Source organism: Janthinobacterium sp. CG3, from assembly GCF_000344615.1.
Classification (GTDB): domain Bacteria; phylum Pseudomonadota; class Gammaproteobacteria; order Burkholderiales; family Burkholderiaceae_D; genus Janthinobacterium.
Genome location: NZ_KB467824.1, coordinates 3,920,726 through 3,938,122, shown reverse-complemented (window position 1 = coordinate 3,938,122; position 17,397 = coordinate 3,920,726). Strand labels below are relative to the sequence as shown.

Genomic DNA, 17,397 nt, shown 5'->3' with positions numbered 1-17,397 from the left:
GCCCCGGTGGATAATAGTACGAGCGTTCGGAATTCTTTTCAACTGAAGTGGGTTCACATCGTTGCCGACGTACTGTTCCTGTGAATTCGAAACTAGCTTTGAACGGAAATATCATCAATACATCAATTAAATTCATGCGCAAAGGCGAGTTGACCCGCGCGGCCATCCTCGACGTGGCGTTGGACTTGTCCAGCCGCGACGGGCTGGAGGGCCTGACCATCGGCCTGCTCGCCGACAGGATGAACATGAGCAAATCGGGCGTGTTCGCGCATTTCGGCTCGCGCGAAGACCTGCAGATGGAGGTGTTGAAGCTGTACCACCATCGTTTTGAGCAGGAAGTGTTTTTCCCGAGCATGAAGGAGCCGCGCGGCATCTTGCGCCTGAAATCGATGTACGCGCGCTGGATCAAGCGCGTCAGCGTTGAAATCGCCTCCGGTTGCATCTACATCAGCGGCGCGGTCGAGTACGACGACCGGCCCGGGCCGATCCGCGAGGAGCTGGTCTCGATGGTGCGGGCATGGCAGGGCGCGTTGTTGCGCTGCGTCCAGCAGTCGATCGAAACGGGTGATTTAAAACCCGACACCGACCCGCAGCAGCTGGTGTACGAGATGTACGGCCTGATCCTGGGCTTGCACCACGATGCGCGTTTCCTGCGCATCCCCGGTAGCGTGGAACGGGCCCGGCTGGGCTTCAACCGCCTGATCGACAATTACCACAACCCGCGGCCGGGCGCCGCGCCGGCCGCACAGAAGACTTCGTAAGCCGTTGCGCGCGCCGCCTGCGCGCAACTTGAGAATCACATTTAGAGCTATTTAGCCGCCAGGAGAAAAATTATGGGTCAATACGTCGCGCCAATCCGGGACATGCAATTCGTGCTGCACGAGTTCCTGCAAGTTGAGCAAGAGTTGAAACAAATGCCGCACTACGCTGAAGTCGACGCCGACATCATCAACCAGGTGCTGGAAGAGGGCGGCAAGTTCACGTCCGAGGTGTTGTTCCCGTTGAACCACTCCGGCGACCGCGAAGGCTGCCGCCACGACAACGTCGCGCACACCGTGACGACGCCGAAGGGCTTCAAGGACGCCTACAAGCAATACGTCGACGCCGGCTGGGGCGCGCTGTCGTGCTCGCCGGAATACGGCGGCCAGGGCTTGCCGCTGGTGCTGAATAATTCGTTCTACGAAATGCTGAACTCGGCCAACCAGGCCTGGACCATGTACCCTGGCCTGTCGCACGGCGCCTACGAGTGCCTGCTTGAGCACGGCACCGACGAACAAAAACGCCTGTACCTGCCGAAGCTGGTCTCGGGCGAGTGGACCGGCACCATGTGCCTGACCGAAGCGCACTGCGGCACCGACCTGGGCATGCTGCGCTCGAAAGCGCTGCCGCAGGAAGACGGCTCGTGGCTGATCACCGGCAGCAAGATCTTCATCTCGGCCGGCGAGCACGACATGTCGGAAAACATCTTGCACCTGGTGCTGGCCCGCGTGCCGGACGCGCCGGAAGGCTCGAAGGGCATCTCGCTGTTCCTGGTGCCGAAGTTCCTGCCGAACGCCGACGGCAGCGTCGGCGCGCGCAACCCGATCACCTGCGGCGCCATCGAAGAGAAAATGGGCATCCACGGCAATTCGACCTGCCAAATGAACCTGGACGGCGCCCGCGGCTGGATCATCGGCCAGCCGAACAAGGGCTTGAACGCCATGTTCGTGTTTATGAACGCGGCCCGCCTGGGCGTGGGCATGCAGTCGCTCGGCCTGACCGAAGTGGCTTACCAGAACGCCCTGGCCTACGCCAAGGACCGCATCCAGATGCGCAGCCTATCGGGCGTCAAGGCGCCTGAAAAAGCCGCCGATCCGATCATCGTGCATCCGGACGTGCGCCGCATGCTGCTGACGTGCAAGGCCTACGCCGAGGGCGCGCGCGCCTTCACCTCGTACGCCGCGTTGCAGATCGACCGCGAACTGCACCACCCGGACGAGGAAGTGCGCAAGGAAGCGGCCGACGAAGTGGCGCTGCTGACGCCGATCATCAAGGCGTTCATCACCGACAACGGCTGGATCGCCACCTCGGAAGCGATGCAAGTGTTCGGCGGCCACGGCTACATCGCCGAATGGGGCATGGAGCAGTACGTGCGCGACGCCCGCATCAACCTGATCTACGAAGGCACCAACACGATCCAGTCGCTCGACTTGCTGGGCCGCAAGGTATTGATGGACAACGGCGCCAAGCTGCGCAAGTTCGGCGCCAAGATCCAGGCCTTCGTCGAAGAGAACGGCACCGACGAGGCGATGAGCGAATTCGTCACGCCGTTGGGCGAACTGGGCGCGAAAGTGTCCAAGCTGACCATGGAAATCGGCATGAAGGCGTTCCAGAACCCCGACGAAGTCGGCGCCGCGGCGGTACCTTACCTGCGCGTGGTCGGCCACCTGGTCTACAGCTACTTCTTCGCCCAGATGGCGAAGATCGCGCTGGAGAAGGAATCGTCCGGCGACAATTTCTACAAAGCGAAACTGGCCACGGCGCGTTTCTACTTCGCCCGCCTGCAACCTGAAACCGCCACCCTGATCCGTCAGGCGCGCTCCGGTTCGGCCAGCCTGATGGCACTCGACGCCGACTTGTTCTAAGAGATAGAGGATTATTATGACCAATTTCATCGTGAAAAAAGTAGCCGTGCTCGGCGCCGGCGTGATGGGCGCGCAAATCGCCGCCCATTGCATCAACGCCAAAGTGCCGGTCGTGCTGTTCGACCTGCCGGCCAAAGAGGGTGCCAAGAACGGCATCGTGCTGCGCGCCATTGACAACCTGAAAAAGCTCAGCCCTGCGCCGTTCGGCAACAAGGACGACGCCGCCCTGATCCAGGTCGCCAACTACGAAGACAACCTGGACCTGCTGGCCGGTTGCGACCTGATCATCGAAGCCATCGCCGAGCGCATGGAATGGAAGCACGACCTGTACCAGAAGGTCGCGCCGCATATCGCGCCGAACGCGATCTTCGCCTCGAACACCTCGGGCCTGTCGATCAACAAGCTGGCCGACGGCTTCGACGACGAACTCAAGGCGCGCTTTTGCGGCGTGCATTTCTTCAACCCGCCGCGCTATATGCACCTGGTTGAACTGATCCCGACCACCTCGACCAAGCCGGAGATCCTCGACCAGCTGGAAGTGTTCCTGACCACCACGCTGGGCAAGGGCGTCGTGCGCGCCAAGGACACCCCGAACTTCATCGCCAACCGCGTCGGCGTGTTCGGCATGCTGGCCACCATCTACGAAGCCGAGAAATTCGGCCTGTCCTGCGACGTCGTCGACGACCTGACCGGCGCCAAGCTGGGCCGCGCCAAGTCGGGCACCTTCCGCACCGCCGACGTGGTCGGCCTGGACACGATGGGCCATGTCATCAAGACCATGCAGGACAACCTGCCGGAAGACCCGTTCTTCGCCATCTACAAGACCCCGGCCGTGCTGGCCAAGCTGGTCGAAGCGGGCGCGCTGGGCCAGAAGTCGGGCGCCGGCTTCTACAAAAAAGTCGGTAAGGAAATCCAGCGCCTGGACTTCGCCACCGGCGAATACGTCGCCGGCGGCGGCAAGGCCGCCGACATCGTCGCCCGCATCCTGAAGGAAAAGGACCCGGTCAAGAAAATGAAGGCCTTGCGCGAATCGACCAATCCGCAGGCGCAGTTCCTGTGGGCGATCTTCCGCGACGCCTTCCACTACATCGCCGTGCATCTGGACACGGTCGCCGACAACGCCCGCGACATCGATTTCGCGATGCGCTGGGGCTTTGGCTGGAACGTCGGCCCGTTCGAAACATGGCAGGCGTCGGGCTGGACCCAGATCGCCACCTGGATCAACGAAGACATCGCCGCCGGCCATGCCTTGTGCAACGCGCCGTTGCCGGCCTGGGTGCTGGAAGGCCCGGTCGCCGAAAAAGGCGTGCACACGCCGGCAGGTTCGTACTCGGCCGCGTCGAACAGCTTCGTGCCGCGCTCCAGCCTGGCCGTGTACGAGCGCCAGCAGTTCCGCGCGCCGGTGTTCGGCAGCGGCGCCATCGACGGCAAGACCTTTGGCACCACCGTCTTCGAAGACGACTCGGTACGCCTGTGGCACAGCGACGACGAAGTACTGGTGATCTCGCTGAAAACCAAAATGCACGTGATCGGCGAAGGCGTCATCAACGGCCTGAAAATGGGTCTGGCCGAAGCCGAGAAGAATTTCAAGGGACTGGTGATCTGGAACGCCGACGCCGCCGACGGCGGCGCGTTCTCGGCCGGTGCCGACCTGCAAGCTGCCTTGCCATTGTTCATGCAAGGCGGCGCGAAAGCGATGGAGCCGGGTATCAAGCTGCTGCAAGATACCTTCATGGCGATGAAATACTCGAACGTGCCGGTGGTCGCCGCGGTGGCCGGCCTGGCCCTGGGCGGCGGTTGCGAGCTGGCGCTGCACGCGTCCAAGCGCGTCGCCTCGATCGAGTCCTACATCGGCCTGGTGGAAGTGGGCGTCGGCCTGATCCCGGCCGGCGGCGGTCTGAAGGAAGCGGCGGTGCGCGCGGCCAAGGAAGCCCAGGGCACCGACATCCTGCAATTCCTGAAAGCCGGCTTCACCAACGCGGCCACCGCCAACGTGTCGAAATCGGCGCTGGAAGCCAAGAAAATGGGTTATCTGTCGGCTTCCGACGTCATCGTCTTCAACCCGTACGAGTTGCTGCACGTGGCCAAGGTGGAAGCGCGCGCCATGTTCGACGCCGGCTTCCGTCCGCCGCTGCAGACCCCGGTCGCGGTCACCGGCCGTTACGGCTGGGGCACCATCAAGGCGCAGCTGGTGAATATGCGCGACGGTGGCTTCATCTCCGCGCACGACTTCAAGCTGGGCGAGATGATCGCCGAGATCGTTTCGGGCGGCGACGTCGACCAGGGCAGCCTGGTCAACGAACAGTGGTTCCTCGACATGGAGCGTAAAGCCTTCCTGGAACTGCTGAACCACCCGAAAACCCAGGAACGGATCATGGGCATGATGCAAACCGGCAAGCCGGTACGCAACTAAGCCGGGTCGATACGGAAAGAGCGCGGCAAGACTGGCCCCGGGACGCCGAGCGCGGCATCGCCGTCGCCGCAACAACCCCGGGGTCGGGTCTCGCTACGACGGTCGTTCCGAAGCACCGAACTTCGATCAAAAATTTTTGAAAGAACACAATGAGCAAACAACTTCAAGACGCCTACATCGTCTCCGCAACCCGCACCCCGATCGGCAAGGCGCCGCGCGGCATGTTCAAGAACACCCGCCCGGACGACCTGCTGGTGCGCGTGCTGCAATCGGCCCTGGCGCAAGCGCCGGGCCTGGACCCTTCCTTGATCACCGACGCCATCATCGGCTGCTCGTTCCCGGAAGCGGAGCAGGGCTTCAACATCGCCCGCCAGGCCGTGCTGCTGGCCGGCTTGCCGAAAACCGTCGGCGGCGTCACCGTCAACCGTTATTGCGCCTCGGGCATCACCGCCATCGCCATGGCCGCTGACCGCATCCGCGTCGGCGAATGCGACGCCATGATCGCCGGCGGCATCGAGTCGATGTCGATGGTGCCGATGATGGGCCACCACCCGTCGATGAACCTGAACATGTTCACCGACGAAAACGTCGGCATGGCCTACGGCATGGGCCTGACCGCGGAAAAAGTCGCGACCCAGTGGAAAATCTCGCGCGAAGCGCAGGACGCCTTCGCCGTCGAATCGCACCGCCGCGCCATCGCCGCGCAGCAAGCCGGTTTCTTCAAGGACGAGACCACCCCGGTTGAAATCATCACCCGCACGCCCAACCTGGCCACCGGCAAGATCGACGTCAGCACCCGCGTCGTTGACACCGACGAAGGCGCGCGCGCCGATTCGAGCGTCGAATCGCTGGCGAAACTCAAGCCGGTGTTCGCAGCCAAGGGTTCCGTCACCGCCGCCAACAGCTCGCAAATGTCGGACGGCGCCGGCGCGCTGCTGATCGTCAGCGAAAAATTCCTGCGCGAGCACAACCTGACCCCGCTGGCGAAGTTCTCCTCGTTCGCGGTGCGCGGCGTGCCGCCGGAAATCATGGGCATCGGCCCCAAATTCGCCATTCCCGACGCCTGCAAGGCGGCCGGCATCACCCAGGACCAACTCGACTGGATCGAGCTGAACGAGGCGTTCGCCGCGCAAGCGCTGGCCGTCATCGGCGACCTCGGCCTGGACCCGTCGAAAGTGAACCCGATGGGCGGCGCGATCGCCCTCGGCCACCCGCTGGGCGCCACCGGTGCGATCCGCGCCGCGACCGTGATCCACGGCCTGCGCCGCAACAACCTGAAATACGGCATGGTCACCATGTGCGTCGGCGCCGGCATGGGCGCCGCCGGGATTTTCGAACGCATGTAATCTTGAGTTAAAATTAACATCAAAGGGCGCGCCAGGAATTCCTGGGCGCCCTTATTTACATTTGGAGACAGCATGGATATTTTGTGCAGCAAGGCCGACGGCGTCCTGACGATTCAATTCAACCGCCCGGAGCGCAAGAACGCGATCACCACGACGATGTACCAGGCGATGGCCGACGCCATCAACGACGGCGAGCAAGACGCCGCCGTGCGCGCCATCCTGATCATCGGCCAGCCGGAGATTTTCACCGCCGGCAACGACCTCGACGATTTCGCCAAGACCGCGCGCCCGAGCGCCGGCGAAGTGTTTGAAGAGCGCCCGGTGTTCCGCTTCATGCGCGCGCTGAACGGCGCCAGCAAGCCGGTGGTGGCGGCCGTCTCCGGCGCCGCGGTCGGCATCGGCACCACGCTGCTGATGCATTGCGACCTGGTCTACGCGGCCGACAACGCCAAGTTCTCCATGCCATTCGTGCAACTGGGCCTGTGCCCGGAATTCGCCTCCAGCCTGCTGTTCACGCAACTGGCCGGCTACCCGCGCGCGGCCGAAAAGCTGATGCTGGGCGAAGCCTTCCTGGCCGACGAGGCGCTGCAAATGGGCCTGGTGGCTAAGGTGCTGCCGCTGGCCGAATTGCTGCCGTTCGCCCGCGGCCAGGCCGCCAAGCTGGTGGCGTTGCCGGCGGCGTCGATCCGCGCCACCAAGCAATTGATGAAGAACCACCGCGCCGCGCCCATCGTCGACACGATGGCCGAGGAAAACAAGCTGTTCGGCGCCATGCTGCTGGCGCCGGAGGCGAAAGAGGCGTTCACCGCCTTCTTCGAGAAGCGCAAGCCGGACTTCAGCAAGTTCGCCTGATTCCGCGAGCACGGCGGCGCGCTGGAAAACGGTTGTTAAATACCGTTTGACGCGCGCATCGACTTGTCGCAGAATCGCGTCTCTGAAGTTTGATGAACCCTACTTTTTATGAAAGGACCGAGCATGCCACGTACGGCTATCAGCAATGCGCACCACCCATAGCCTCGGGCATGACTGCCCGGGGTCGTCGGCCATCGTTGCCGATCCCGAGCCGGTCGTTCCATACTTGAACCCCGGTGAGGAAACTCGCCGGGGTTTTGCGTTTCCGGGCACGTTTTCCGCGTGCCGCGCCCACCCCGGCATAACAAACCATGAAAGAAATTGTTATGCCAACCAAGATTAAAATCACATTGCCGAAGCCGCGCAACCCATTGGCGGTGGCGGCCAAGAGCCGGCGCGCCGGTTCGCACCAGGGCGAGCAGCCGCAGCGGCTGGCGCGCCGCGCCGAAAAGCACCAGTTGCATTTGCTGCTGGCGGGGCGCAAAGGGGCGGGCGGCGACGACGCGTGACGTCAGTAAAACCGGAGGCGCAAGCCCGCGGGCAGAGCCTCGGGGTCTGGCCCTAATGCCGCCAAGTGAAGGTTGCGTAGGTCGGATGAGCGGAACGCGTAATCCGACGACGAGCCGCTGCCGACGGATGGTTGCTGCGCCCGATATGGCTCCCGGCTTATTTCCAAATTGTATATACAAGCTGGTTTTAATTCGTTCGTGGAATGAAAACCGGCCCTTATAGTGGTTTCTCCCTGGCATTACCCGTGCCCCCGGTCCACAAGGCCGGATGGCGCCCGTACGCCCCCTTTACCCAAAAGGGGGCTCCAATCCCAACAAGAGGAACCCATGTTCAAACCACTCAGTATCAGTCTGGCCATCGCCGCCGCCTTTCCCTCGTTCGCCGCCGCCGCCGACACGCTGGAGCGGGTCGTCGTGACCGGTTCGAATATCCGCGTCACGCAAAAGGAGGGCGCCAGCGCGGTCCAGGTGATCAGCGCCAAGGAACTCAAGGCCAGCGGCAAGGCCAGCATCGCCGACGTCATCCGGTCCATTTCCGCCAACAGCGGCAATAGTTACAACGAGCAGTACACCGGCAGTTTTTCGGCCGGCACCGCCGGTTTGTCGCTGCGCGGCATCGGCCAGAAAAACACCCTGATCCTGGTCAACGGCAAGCGCGTCAGCAGCTACGCCACCGCGCAGGATTTGCAAGAGACCTTCGTCGACCTGAACAGCCTGCCGATGGCGGCGGTGCAGCGCATCGAGATCCTGAAGGACGGCGCCTCGTCGGTCTACGGCTCGGACGCGGTGGCCGGCGTGGTCAACATTATTTTGTACAAGGAATTCAGCGGCACCGAGCTGGGCGCCCAGGCCGGCGCGTCGACCGAAGGCACCGGCCAGAACGAGCGCAGCGCCAGCCTGCAAACCGGCTTCGGCACACTGCGGGACGACGGCTACAGCGTGGTCTTGTCGGTCGACGCGCAGCAGCGCGACAAGTTGCAGCAGAGCGATGTCGGCTGGATGCGCGCGGCCGACTTCCGCGGCCAGAACGGCGGTACGCTGTCGTGGCCGATCACCAATTACACCGGCGGCCAGCCGACCCAGTTGCTGGGCGGGGCGCAGGGGCCGCTGCAATTGACGCCCTACGACAGCATCAATCCGGACAAGAGCGGCAAGGTGCTGGCCTACAATCCGGCGCCCTACAGCACGCTGATCCCGGGCATCAAGCGGGTCCACTCCTCGCTGCGCGGCACGCTGCGCCTGGACGCCGACAGCGAGGCCTACGCCGAGCTGCTGCACAGCTATTCGCGCGCCGACCAGACCTTCGCCGCGCCGCTGTCGGTCAGCAGCAGCCTGCGCGCGTGGAACCAGGACCGCCAGGCGCTCGATACGATCCCGACGGTGCTACCGGTGGGCCATCCGAACAATCCCGGCGCCACGCCGCTGCCCTTCGTCGCCACGCTGTTCGACCTCGGGCCGCGCCTAAAAAGCGACCAGGTCACCTTTTACCGTGCGCTGGCCGGCGCCAAGGGCAGCCGCGCCGGCTGGGACTGGGACGCCTCGCTGGGCCGCTCCGGCAGCCGGCTGGAGGAGACGGTGCAAAATTTCGTCAACCGCTATGCGTTCGAGAAGGTGCTGGCGGACGGCAGCTACAACTTCGCCGACCAGTCGCAAAATAGCGAGGCGCTGCGCCAGCGCCTGCGCCTGTCGACGCTGCGGCCGGCCGCCTCGACCCTGAGCACGCTCGACCTGTCGGCCTCGAAAGATTTGCTGGCGTTGCCGGCCGGCCCGCTCGGCTTCGCCGCCGGCGCCCAGTGGCGCCGCGAACGGATGGATTCGCAGACCTCGACGGCGGTGTTGTCGGGTACCGAGTTGCGCCCGGCGCTGAACATCATCGACGGCAGCCGCGACGTCACGGCCCTGTTCGCCGAATTCAACGTGCCGGTGGTGGCCAAGCTGAACCTGAACCTGGCCGGGCGCGCCGACCATTACAGCGACTTCGGCCGGGCCTTTTCGCCGAAGGCGGCGCTGCGCTACCAGGGCGCCGACTGGCTGCTGCTGCGCGCCACCGTCTCGCGCGGCTTTCGCGCGCCGTCGCTGCCGGAAATCACCAACAGCAGCGCCGTCAGTTACACCAGCGTGCTCGATCCGCGCGACCCGATCTCGCCGACCCAGACCCGCGGCGTGACGCAGATCAGCAAGGCCAACACGGCGCTGCGGCCGGAGCGCTCGAACAACCTGAACCTGGGCGTGGTGATCGCGCCGAGCGGCAACAGCAGCGTCGGCGTCGACTACTACCGCATCAAGCAGCACGGCATCATCGGCACCGAGAGTTCCGACACCATCATCGCCAACGAGGCGCGCTTCCCGGCCCAGATCGCGCGCGACCCGCAGGGCCGCATCAGCACCTTGTACGTGCAATACGGCAACCAGGGCGACCGCGAAGTGTCCGGCCTCGACATCGACCTGCGCCAGCGCTTCCTCGGCGGCGCTTGGGGTAATCTGACGCTGAATGGCCAGCTCAGCCGGGTGCTGCGCTTCGCCGCGCCCTTGTCCGAGGGCGAGGCGCCGACCAACGGCGCCGGCAACAACCACTTCGGCTCGATCCCGACGTGGCGCGGCGTCAGCGGCGCCACCTGGGACATCGGCGCCTGGTCCAACACGCTGACCTGGAACTACGTCGGCGCCTACCGCCAGGGCAAGCGCCCGCGGGAGCGGGTGGCGGCGTTCAGCACGCTCGACGCGAATCTTGCGTGGAAGGTGACGCCGGCGGCCAGCGTGAGCTTCATCGTGCAAAACCTGGGCAACAAGCGGCCGTCGTGGGACAGCTCGACCGACTTCTTCGACTATACCCAGGCCGACCCGCGCGGCCGCTTCGCCTCGGTCAAGTTGAACTACAAGTTCTGACGCCTGCCGTGGGTCGGATGGGCGCAGCGTAATCCGACGCGGCGCCGCCGCCGGCGCCAGTCGGGTTACGCCGTTGCGGCTAATCCGACCTACGAAAGGCGCGCCAACTGCGCCGCATTAAGTGTTGGCGGCGCTTTCCTGCTCGGCCAGTTGCTGGCGGTAGGCGCTGGGCGTGACGCCCGCTTTGCCGCGGAAGGCGGTGGCGAAGTTGCCGGCGTTGTTGAAGCCGACCAGCAGCGCGATATCCTGCACCTCGATGTCGGTCTCGCGCAGCAGCGCCATGCTGCGCTCGATGCGCGCCTCGCGGATAAAGGCGAACACCGTCATGCCGGTCTGGGCGCGGAACATCTGCGACAGTTTTTCGCGGTAGGTGCCGACGCGGCGGGCGATTTCGGCCAGGTCGGGCAGGGTCGCCAGGTTGTCCAGGATCAGGCGCTTGACGGCGTTCACGTAAACCTCGTCGGGCTCCTGCACCGGCGCCGGGGCGGCCGGGCGCGGCGGCTCGACGCGCAGCATCAGGTTCAGGTGCACATGGATGCGCGCGGACAGCTCGGCCGGCGTAAACGGTTTCGACACATAGTCGACCGCCCCCACCGACAGGCCCATCAGGCGTTCCTCGTCGGCGTCGGCGCCGCTCAGGAAGATCACCGGGATGTCGTGCGTGCGCGGATTCGCCTTCAGCAGGCGGCAGGCGGCGTAGCCGTCCATCTCCGGCATGCGCACGTCGAGCAAGATCAGGTCGGGGCGGGTGCCCAGGGCCAGCTGGTATCCCTGGAAGCCGTTGAAGGCCACGCTGGTGCGGTACGGCCCCTCGCTGAGCAGGTCGACCAACATGCGCTGCTCGAACGGCGAGTCGTCGACAATCAGAATGTTCTTTTCGCTGGTGGCGTGTGCCGTATGCATGGTTTGCTCAATACAGATGCGCGATGTGGTCATTATGCCTTTGTTTTTATTGTTTTATGCTTTTCTGTCGCCGGAAAACCGTTGCTTCGGATTGGCGCCCGATCTTAGATGTTTTTTTTGCACATTTTCTCGTCTTTCAAAAGCTTTTCCGCCGCAAGTAAAGGCGCGCATTTTTTAGATGCCTAATAATCGGCCCATGCATGTGTGGCGTACGCCCGAAAAAAAGAGTCGGCGCCAAATCATTTCAATCTTGGAGGGGCTTATGAAACATACGGATTTCGGCAGCATGCCTTGCCCGATCGCGCGCAGTCTGGGCCGGGTCGGCGAGTGGTGGAGCATCCTGATTTTGCGCGAGGCTTTCTACGGCAAGACGCGTTTCGACGAATTTGAAAAGAGCTTGAAGATCGCGCCGACCATCCTGACGCGGCGCCTGGCCGATCTGGTCGACGGCGGGCTGATGGCGCGCCGCCTGTACTGCGCCAAGCCGCCGCGCTACGACTATGTGCTGACCAAGTCCGGCTTGTCGTTCAAGCCGGTCCTGCTGGCCTTCATCGCCTGGGGCAACGAGCAATTCGCGCCCGAGGGCGCCAGCCTGGTGATCGCCAGCCGCGACACCGGACTGGCCGCCGATCCGGTGCTGGTGGACGCCATGACCGGGTTGCCGATCAACGACGAATACTATGGCTTCGCGCCGGGGCCGGCGGCCAGCGACAGCATGCGCCGCATCATCTCGGACGCGGAAAAAGGCCACGCCGCCTAAACCCGGCCCGGCGCTAGCGCCGCACGCAATAATGGCTAAGCGGTTCCGCGGCCAACTGGGCGGCGATGCCGGCCCACGCGCCGGACGCCACCACGCGGCCGATATGGGCCTGGTGCAGCGCCGCGCTGTCCCACTCTTCCAGCAGCGTGAACAGGCAAGGATCGCCGGCCCCGGCGAACACCTGCACGCCCCTGCAGCCTTCCACCTCCGGTAAATCGCGCTGCACCTGCGCCAGCAAAGCCGAAAAACCGGCCGCCGCTTCGGCCTTGGTTTGAAACGTGACGATGACGTGAATGCCGCTCATATAGTGCCTTGCCTTATGCAGTTGGGGAGCACAAAGTGTAGCGGCGCGCGCATGCCGCCACAATGACGCGCCCTGCGGCAACGTTGATCACCACTGCGGATCGGCGGCGGCCATGCGGCGTTGGTACTCGCCCGGGGAGAGTTCGAAGCGGCGCCGGAACTCGCGCGTGAAATGCGCGCTGCTGTCAAAGCCGGCCCTGGCCGCCGCCTCGCTGGGGCGCGCGCCGGCGCCCAGCAGCAGCGTGCGCGCCAGGTCGAGGCGGGCGTCGCGCACATAGCGCATCGGACTCACGCCGGCGACCGCGCGAAAGCTGTGCGCATAGTGGGACGGGCTCATCGCCGCCTGCCCGGCCAGCTGCGCCACCGACAAGGGCCGCGCCACATGCGCCTGGATGAACTGCATCGATTGCTGGATGCGGATCGCCGAGCGCGTGACGGCGGCGGCGTCGCGGATCGCCGCCGCCGCGCCGCCGCGCAGCAGGCGCACGACGATTTCCTCCACCACCAGCGGCGCCAGCATGGCGCGGTCGAGCGCCGCGTCGGTCGCCGGCAGCAGACGCGCCAGCGCGTCGAGCAAGTCCGCCTCCAGCGGCGCGACGTAGTGTTCGCGCAGCGGCCGCGGCGCCCCTGCGGCCTGCCGCTCCAGCGCGATCAGCGTCTTGACCAGCATCTCGGGCGGCAGGTCGAGGTGGAGGGCGAGATAGGGCAGCTCCGGGCTGGCCTGCACCACCGTGCCGTGGCAGATGGCCGCGCCGCCCAGCACCAGGCACTGCATCGCCGCGTAGGTGAGCGCGCGGCCGGCCAGCTCGATGGTCTTGCGTCCTTGCAGCACGACGACGACGCCCGGCACCAGCAGCTGGGTCTTGCGGTACGCGGTCGGCGTGGAAAAGCGGTAATAGCGCAGCCCCGGATAGGGCGAGTCGGTGCGGCCTTCGGCGCTGGCGCGGGCGGCGACCCGCGCGCGCAGTTCGGCCCCGGCCGATTGCGCGGCGCCGGTGGCGGCCGAAGGGGAGGGGACGGCGTGGTCAGGTATCAAGGGAGATGGGACAGTAAGTGCCGGCGCGTTCAACGTTGGAGTATAGCGCAGCGCCGGCGCGAAGATGTCGCTGCGCATATGCGGCCAAGCGGGAGCCACTGAACTTGTCATTCCGGCGCCGGTCAAATTGGTGCGGGCGCGGCGGCATGGGCCGCCACGCATTCATTCCATTTATCAGGAGAAGCAAGATGACTAAAGCGAGAATAGGCCAGCGGCTGTTCGCGGTGGCGGTGGGGGTGATGCTGTTTGGCGCCGCCGCGGCGCGGACCCCAGCGGCCGCGGCGCCGATCGGCAAGGGCGACCAGGCGCTGCTGATTCAAATGGCGCAGGCGAACCGGGCGGAAATCGACGCGGCCAAACTGGCGCAGGGGAAAACCCAAAACCAGGAGGTGAAAAATTTCGCCCAGAAAATGATCGACGACCACACCGCGGCGCTGCAAGAGGTGCAGCAACTGGCGCAGGCGAAGGGCGTCGGCCTGCCGGCCGAGGCCGACGGCAAGCACAAGAAAATGGAGCAAAAGATGAGCGCCTTGTCGGGCGACGCGTTCGACCGCCGCTATATGGCGCAGGCCGGCGTCGCCGACCACCAGAAAACCCATGCGCTGCTGCGGCGCGTGCAGACGCGCGCCAAGGACGCGGACGTCAAGGCGCTGGCGGCAAAGCTGCAACCGACGGTCGAGGAACATTTGAATTCGGTGCGGCAAGTGAACGCCGCGCTCGGCAAGGGCGCCGGCACCGCTTCCGGCAGCTCCGGCACGGCGGGCAGCCAGGGCAGCGGCAACACCGCCCCCGCCACCAAGCCCAAGACCGGCGGTTGAGCGGCGGCCATGCCCGGGGCGCAAACCGAAGAAACATTCTGATCGGCGTCATGCCGGAGTCATAATATTTTTTTATCATCGCTGATTCTTTCTTATTGGAATCAGCCAGATGAGCACTCCACATTCACGCCGCCAGTTCATCCGCGGTTTTGCACTGGGCACCGCCGCGGTGTCGCTGGCCGCCTGCGGCGGCGGCAACGGCGCGACCTTTTCCGCCAGCTTCGCGCATGGCGTCGCCAGCGGCGATCCGCAGGCCGACCGCGTCATCATCTGGACCCGCGCGACGCCGTCCGAGCTGCGCGATTTCGAGGTGCGCTGGGAAGTGGCCAGCGACGAGCAATTCGCCGGCGTCGTCAAAAGCGGCAGCGTCAACACCGGCGCCGCGCGCGACTTCACGGTCAAGGTCGACGTCACCGGGCTGGGCGCCGGCAGCGTGTATTTCTACCGCTTTTGGGTCGGCGACAGCCGCTCGCCGACGGGGCGTACCAAGACGCTGCCGTCGGGCAAGGTCGAGCAAGTCAAGCTGGCCGTGTTCACCTGCTCGAACTATCCGGCCGGCTACTTCAACGTCTACGCCGAGGCGGCCCGGTTGAACGACATCGACGCCGCCGTGCACCTGGGCGACTACATCTACGAATACCCGCGCGACGGCTACGCGTCGAAGGACGCGGCGGCGCTGAAGCGCGAGGTCGAGCCGAAAAACCAGATCGTCACACTGACCGACTACCGCAGCCGCTACGCGCAATACCGCGGCGACGCCGACCTGCAGGCGCTGCACGCCAAGCTGCCATTTATCGCCGTCTGGGACGACCATGAATTCGCCAACGACACCTGGACCGGCGGCGCCGAAAACCACAATCCGGCCACCGAGGGCCCGTTCAGCGCGCGCCGCGGCGCCGCCTTGCAGGCCTACCACGAATGGATGCCGATCCGCCTGCCGGACGCGGCCCGGCCCGACCGCATCTACCGCTCCTTCGACTTCGGCGCCCTGGTCTCGCTGCACATGCTCGACACCCGGGTGATCGGGCGCGACAAGCAACTGAGCTACAACGACTACACCGGCGCGGCGGGTTTCGACGCGGCCAGGTTCGGCGCCGACATGGCCGATCCAGGCCGCCAGTTGATGGGCGCGGAGCAAACCGCGTGGTTGCAACAGCAGATGCGCGCCTCGACGGCGACGTGGCAAATCCTCGGCCAGCAGGTGCTGATGGCGCGCATGCACATTCCGGCGCCGCTGGCGCTGCAACAGATCGGCTTCGGCGACTACCTGGCGCTGGCCGGCAAGGCGCAACAGGACCCGGCCAGCCTGACGCCGGCGCAACGGCTGATGCTGGCGCAGCCGTCGGTGCCCTACAACCTCGACGCCTGGGACGGCTACGGGGCGGCGCGCGAAACCGTGCTCGGCATGGCCAGGGCGATGGATAAAAACCTCATCACCTTGGCCGGCGACACCCACAACTCGTGGGCCAGCGACCTCGCCGACATGCACGGCAAGGCGGTCGGCGTCGAATTCGGCGTCACCTCGGTGACGTCGCCGGGCTTCGAGTACATCTTCCCGAACGAGAGTCCGGCCACGGTGGCGGCGGGACTGGAGCAGGTGATCGGGCCGCTGGTGTACGCCGAAACCGAGCACCGCGGCTTCATGATCGTCACCGCCACGCAGTCGCAGGCCTGGGCCGAGTGGCGCTACGTCAGCACGGTCAAATCACAGACCTACACGGCGCTGCCGGGCAAGACGCTGCGTACGCTGCCGGGCGCGGCGAACCGCAAACTGCTGGCGGTGTGACGCCGGCGGCGGCGGGCGATTTTCGGCGGGCGTAACCCGACAAGCTTGGCCCGGAGCAGCCCGACTCGCTTCGGCCAACATTGCCGGACGACGCGTCCCGCTCATCCGGCCGAGGACACGCAACTTCAGCGCATGCACGCCACCCGCGGTTACGCCGGTGGCGTGGATTTTTTCAGTGCGCTCGTTGCCGAACTTTTGTTACATCTGCGCGCTTTGCTTTTTTTCCTCCGAGATATAAAATAAGCCATCTTTTCTAAAGCATAATTCGACATGCGCAAGTGATGCTGTCGTCCCGTTACGGCCTTGCACGTGCCCGCACATCCGGGTTTCATAGCCTGGCTTCAGGAGCATTCCGCATGCCCAATACGTCCCCGTACAATGTATTTTCCCCCAACGCCGACGCCTGGGACTTGCAGGCGCGCGCCAACGGCGCGTGGTCGCAGCCGGTCAGCAGCGCCGTCATCGCCGCCGCCAAGCTTGGCCATTGGCACATCTACTTAACGCCGGGTCCGCTGCCGTCCGACTGGCTGGGCAACGTCGCCGGCAAACGCGTGCTCTGCCTCGCCGCGGCCGGCGGCCAGCAAGCGCCGGTGCTGGCCGCGGCGGGCGCCGACGTCACCGTGTTCGACTTGTCGAACGAGCAGTTGGCCAAGGACGCCATGGTGGCCCGGCGCGACGGCTTGTCGCTCACCCTGGTGCAGGGCGACATGCGCGACCTGTCGTGCTTTGCCGACGCGTCGTTCGACCTGGTGGTGCATCCCGTGTCGAACCAGTACGCGCCGGTCATCGAACCGATCTGGGAAGAGTGTTACCGCGTGCTGGACCACGGCGGCGCCTTGCTGTCGAGTTTTTTCAACCCGGCCGTCTTCATCGCCGACCGCGATCCGGCCTACGCCGCCGAGGGTTTGATACGACCGCGCTATCAGGTACCCTATTCCGACCTGATCGACCTGGACCAGGCGGCCATCGCCGGCAAGCGGGAACAAGGCCAGCCGATGTTGTTCGGCCACAGCCTGGCCAGCCAGATCGGCGGCCAGCTGTCGGCCGGCTTCGTGATCGCCGGCTTCATCGAGGAAATGCACACGCCGGCGCGCTTCGAGATTGAAAAATTCATGCCAAGCTTCATTGCCACGCGCAGCCTGAAGTTATAACGCCCGGGCG

Annotated in this window: 14 protein-coding genes; 11 read left to right on the top strand and 3 right to left on the bottom strand. The window is 65.0% G+C overall.

Annotated features, from left to right (window positions below; genetic code table 11):
• Positions 1 to 134: 134 nt before the first annotated feature.
• From JANGC3_RS0117355 to JANGC3_RS0117325, 7 genes are all read left to right on the top strand, one after another.
• Positions 135 to 761 carry a TetR/AcrR family transcriptional regulator gene (locus JANGC3_RS0117355; RefSeq protein WP_017877762.1) on the top strand — a complete coding sequence of 209 codons (627 nt, stop codon included), beginning with the start codon at positions 135 to 137 and terminating at the stop codon, positions 759 to 761.
• A gap of 72 nt (positions 762 to 833) precedes the next feature.
• Positions 834 to 2,624, top strand: coding sequence for an acyl-CoA dehydrogenase C-terminal domain-containing protein (locus tag JANGC3_RS0117350; RefSeq protein ID WP_026133118.1), 1,791 nt, complete (start codon positions 834 to 836; stop codon positions 2,622 to 2,624).
• A gap of 16 nt (positions 2,625 to 2,640) precedes the next feature.
• On the top strand, positions 2,641 to 5,037 hold the full coding sequence (locus JANGC3_RS0117345; protein ID WP_017877760.1) for a 3-hydroxyacyl-CoA dehydrogenase/enoyl-CoA hydratase family protein: 2,397 nt from the start codon (positions 2,641 to 2,643) through the stop codon (positions 5,035 to 5,037).
• Positions 5,038 to 5,186: 149 nt separating this feature from the next.
• Positions 5,187 to 6,383, top strand: a complete 1,197-nt coding sequence (locus JANGC3_RS0117340) for an acetyl-CoA C-acyltransferase (RefSeq protein WP_017877759.1) — start codon at positions 5,187 to 5,189, stop codon at positions 6,381 to 6,383.
• Positions 6,384 to 6,455: 72 nt separating this feature from the next.
• The gene (locus tag JANGC3_RS0117335; protein WP_017877758.1) at positions 6,456 to 7,235 is read left to right on the top strand and encodes an enoyl-CoA hydratase; all 780 of its coding nucleotides are present in this window, start codon (positions 6,456 to 6,458) and stop codon (positions 7,233 to 7,235) included.
• Between the two features lie 326 nt (positions 7,236 to 7,561).
• The gene (locus tag JANGC3_RS0117330) at positions 7,562 to 7,744 is read left to right on the top strand and encodes a hypothetical protein (protein WP_157406701.1); all 183 of its coding nucleotides are present in this window, start codon (positions 7,562 to 7,564) and stop codon (positions 7,742 to 7,744) included.
• A gap of 327 nt (positions 7,745 to 8,071) precedes the next feature.
• Positions 8,072 to 10,630, top strand: coding sequence for a TonB-dependent receptor plug domain-containing protein (locus JANGC3_RS0117325; protein ID WP_017877756.1), 2,559 nt, complete (start codon positions 8,072 to 8,074; stop codon positions 10,628 to 10,630).
• A gap of 117 nt (positions 10,631 to 10,747) precedes the next feature.
• Here the strand turns inward: JANGC3_RS0117325 and JANGC3_RS0117320 are convergent, their stop codons facing one another.
• On the bottom strand, positions 10,748 to 11,533 hold the full coding sequence (locus tag JANGC3_RS0117320) for a response regulator transcription factor (protein WP_017877755.1): 786 nt from the start codon (positions 11,531 to 11,533) through the stop codon (positions 10,748 to 10,750).
• Between the two features lie 262 nt (positions 11,534 to 11,795).
• Between JANGC3_RS0117320 and JANGC3_RS0117315 the strand changes: the two genes are divergently transcribed.
• On the top strand, positions 11,796 to 12,293 hold the full coding sequence (locus JANGC3_RS0117315) for a winged helix-turn-helix transcriptional regulator (RefSeq protein ID WP_017877754.1): 498 nt from the start codon (positions 11,796 to 11,798) through the stop codon (positions 12,291 to 12,293).
• Positions 12,294 to 12,306: 13 nt separating this feature from the next.
• Here the strand turns inward: JANGC3_RS0117315 and JANGC3_RS0117310 are convergent, their stop codons facing one another.
• Positions 12,307 to 12,597 carry a putative quinol monooxygenase gene (locus tag JANGC3_RS0117310; RefSeq protein WP_017877753.1) on the bottom strand — a complete coding sequence of 97 codons (291 nt, stop codon included), beginning with the start codon at positions 12,595 to 12,597 and terminating at the stop codon, positions 12,307 to 12,309.
• 87 nt (positions 12,598 to 12,684) lie between these two features.
• Positions 12,685 to 13,710 (bottom strand): AraC family transcriptional regulator N-terminal domain-containing protein, encoded by a 1,026-nt coding sequence (locus JANGC3_RS0117305; RefSeq protein WP_157406698.1) that lies wholly within the window; start codon positions 13,708 to 13,710, stop codon positions 12,685 to 12,687.
• Positions 13,711 to 13,820: 110 nt separating this feature from the next.
• On the opposite strand from JANGC3_RS0117305, the gene JANGC3_RS0117300 reads away from it, so the two are divergent.
• From JANGC3_RS0117300 to JANGC3_RS0117290, 3 genes are all read left to right on the top strand, one after another.
• A complete protein-coding gene (locus JANGC3_RS0117300) occupies positions 13,821 to 14,450 on the top strand; it encodes a DUF4142 domain-containing protein (RefSeq protein WP_017877751.1) in 630 nt (209 codons plus the stop codon).
• A gap of 109 nt (positions 14,451 to 14,559) precedes the next feature.
• On the top strand, positions 14,560 to 16,236 hold the full coding sequence (locus JANGC3_RS0117295) for an alkaline phosphatase D family protein (protein WP_017877750.1): 1,677 nt from the start codon (positions 14,560 to 14,562) through the stop codon (positions 16,234 to 16,236).
• A gap of 356 nt (positions 16,237 to 16,592) precedes the next feature.
• On the top strand, positions 16,593 to 17,387 hold the full coding sequence (locus JANGC3_RS0117290; protein ID WP_026133117.1) for a class I SAM-dependent methyltransferase: 795 nt from the start codon (positions 16,593 to 16,595) through the stop codon (positions 17,385 to 17,387).
• The last annotated feature ends 10 nt before the right edge of the window (positions 17,388 to 17,397 follow it).

Bases quoted from the DNA above. Each gene is read 5' to 3' on its own strand.
- JANGC3_RS0117355 (WP_017877762.1), top strand. From the start codon at position 135: ATGCGCAAAGGCGAGTTGACCCGCGCGGCCATCCTCGACGTGGCGTTG.
- JANGC3_RS0117350 (WP_026133118.1), top strand. From the start codon at position 834: ATGGGTCAATACGTCGCGCCAATCCGGGACATGCAATTCGTGCTGCAC.
- JANGC3_RS0117345 (WP_017877760.1), top strand. From the start codon at position 2,641: ATGACCAATTTCATCGTGAAAAAAGTAGCCGTGCTCGGCGCCGGCGTG.
- JANGC3_RS0117340 (WP_017877759.1), top strand. From the start codon at position 5,187: ATGAGCAAACAACTTCAAGACGCCTACATCGTCTCCGCAACCCGCACC.
- JANGC3_RS0117335 (WP_017877758.1), top strand. From the start codon at position 6,456: ATGGATATTTTGTGCAGCAAGGCCGACGGCGTCCTGACGATTCAATTC.
- JANGC3_RS0117330 (WP_157406701.1), top strand. From the start codon at position 7,562: ATGCCAACCAAGATTAAAATCACATTGCCGAAGCCGCGCAACCCATTG.
- JANGC3_RS0117325 (WP_017877756.1), top strand. From the start codon at position 8,072: ATGTTCAAACCACTCAGTATCAGTCTGGCCATCGCCGCCGCCTTTCCC.
- JANGC3_RS0117320 (WP_017877755.1), bottom strand. From the start codon at position 11,533: ATGCATACGGCACACGCCACCAGCGAAAAGAACATTCTGATTGTCGAC.
- JANGC3_RS0117315 (WP_017877754.1), top strand. From the start codon at position 11,796: ATGAAACATACGGATTTCGGCAGCATGCCTTGCCCGATCGCGCGCAGT.
- JANGC3_RS0117310 (WP_017877753.1), bottom strand. From the start codon at position 12,597: ATGAGCGGCATTCACGTCATCGTCACGTTTCAAACCAAGGCCGAAGCG.
- JANGC3_RS0117305 (WP_157406698.1), bottom strand. From the start codon at position 13,710: ATGCGCAGCGACATCTTCGCGCCGGCGCTGCGCTATACTCCAACGTTG.
- JANGC3_RS0117300 (WP_017877751.1), top strand. From the start codon at position 13,821: ATGACTAAAGCGAGAATAGGCCAGCGGCTGTTCGCGGTGGCGGTGGGG.
- JANGC3_RS0117295 (WP_017877750.1), top strand. From the start codon at position 14,560: ATGAGCACTCCACATTCACGCCGCCAGTTCATCCGCGGTTTTGCACTG.
- JANGC3_RS0117290 (WP_026133117.1), top strand. From the start codon at position 16,593: ATGCCCAATACGTCCCCGTACAATGTATTTTCCCCCAACGCCGACGCC.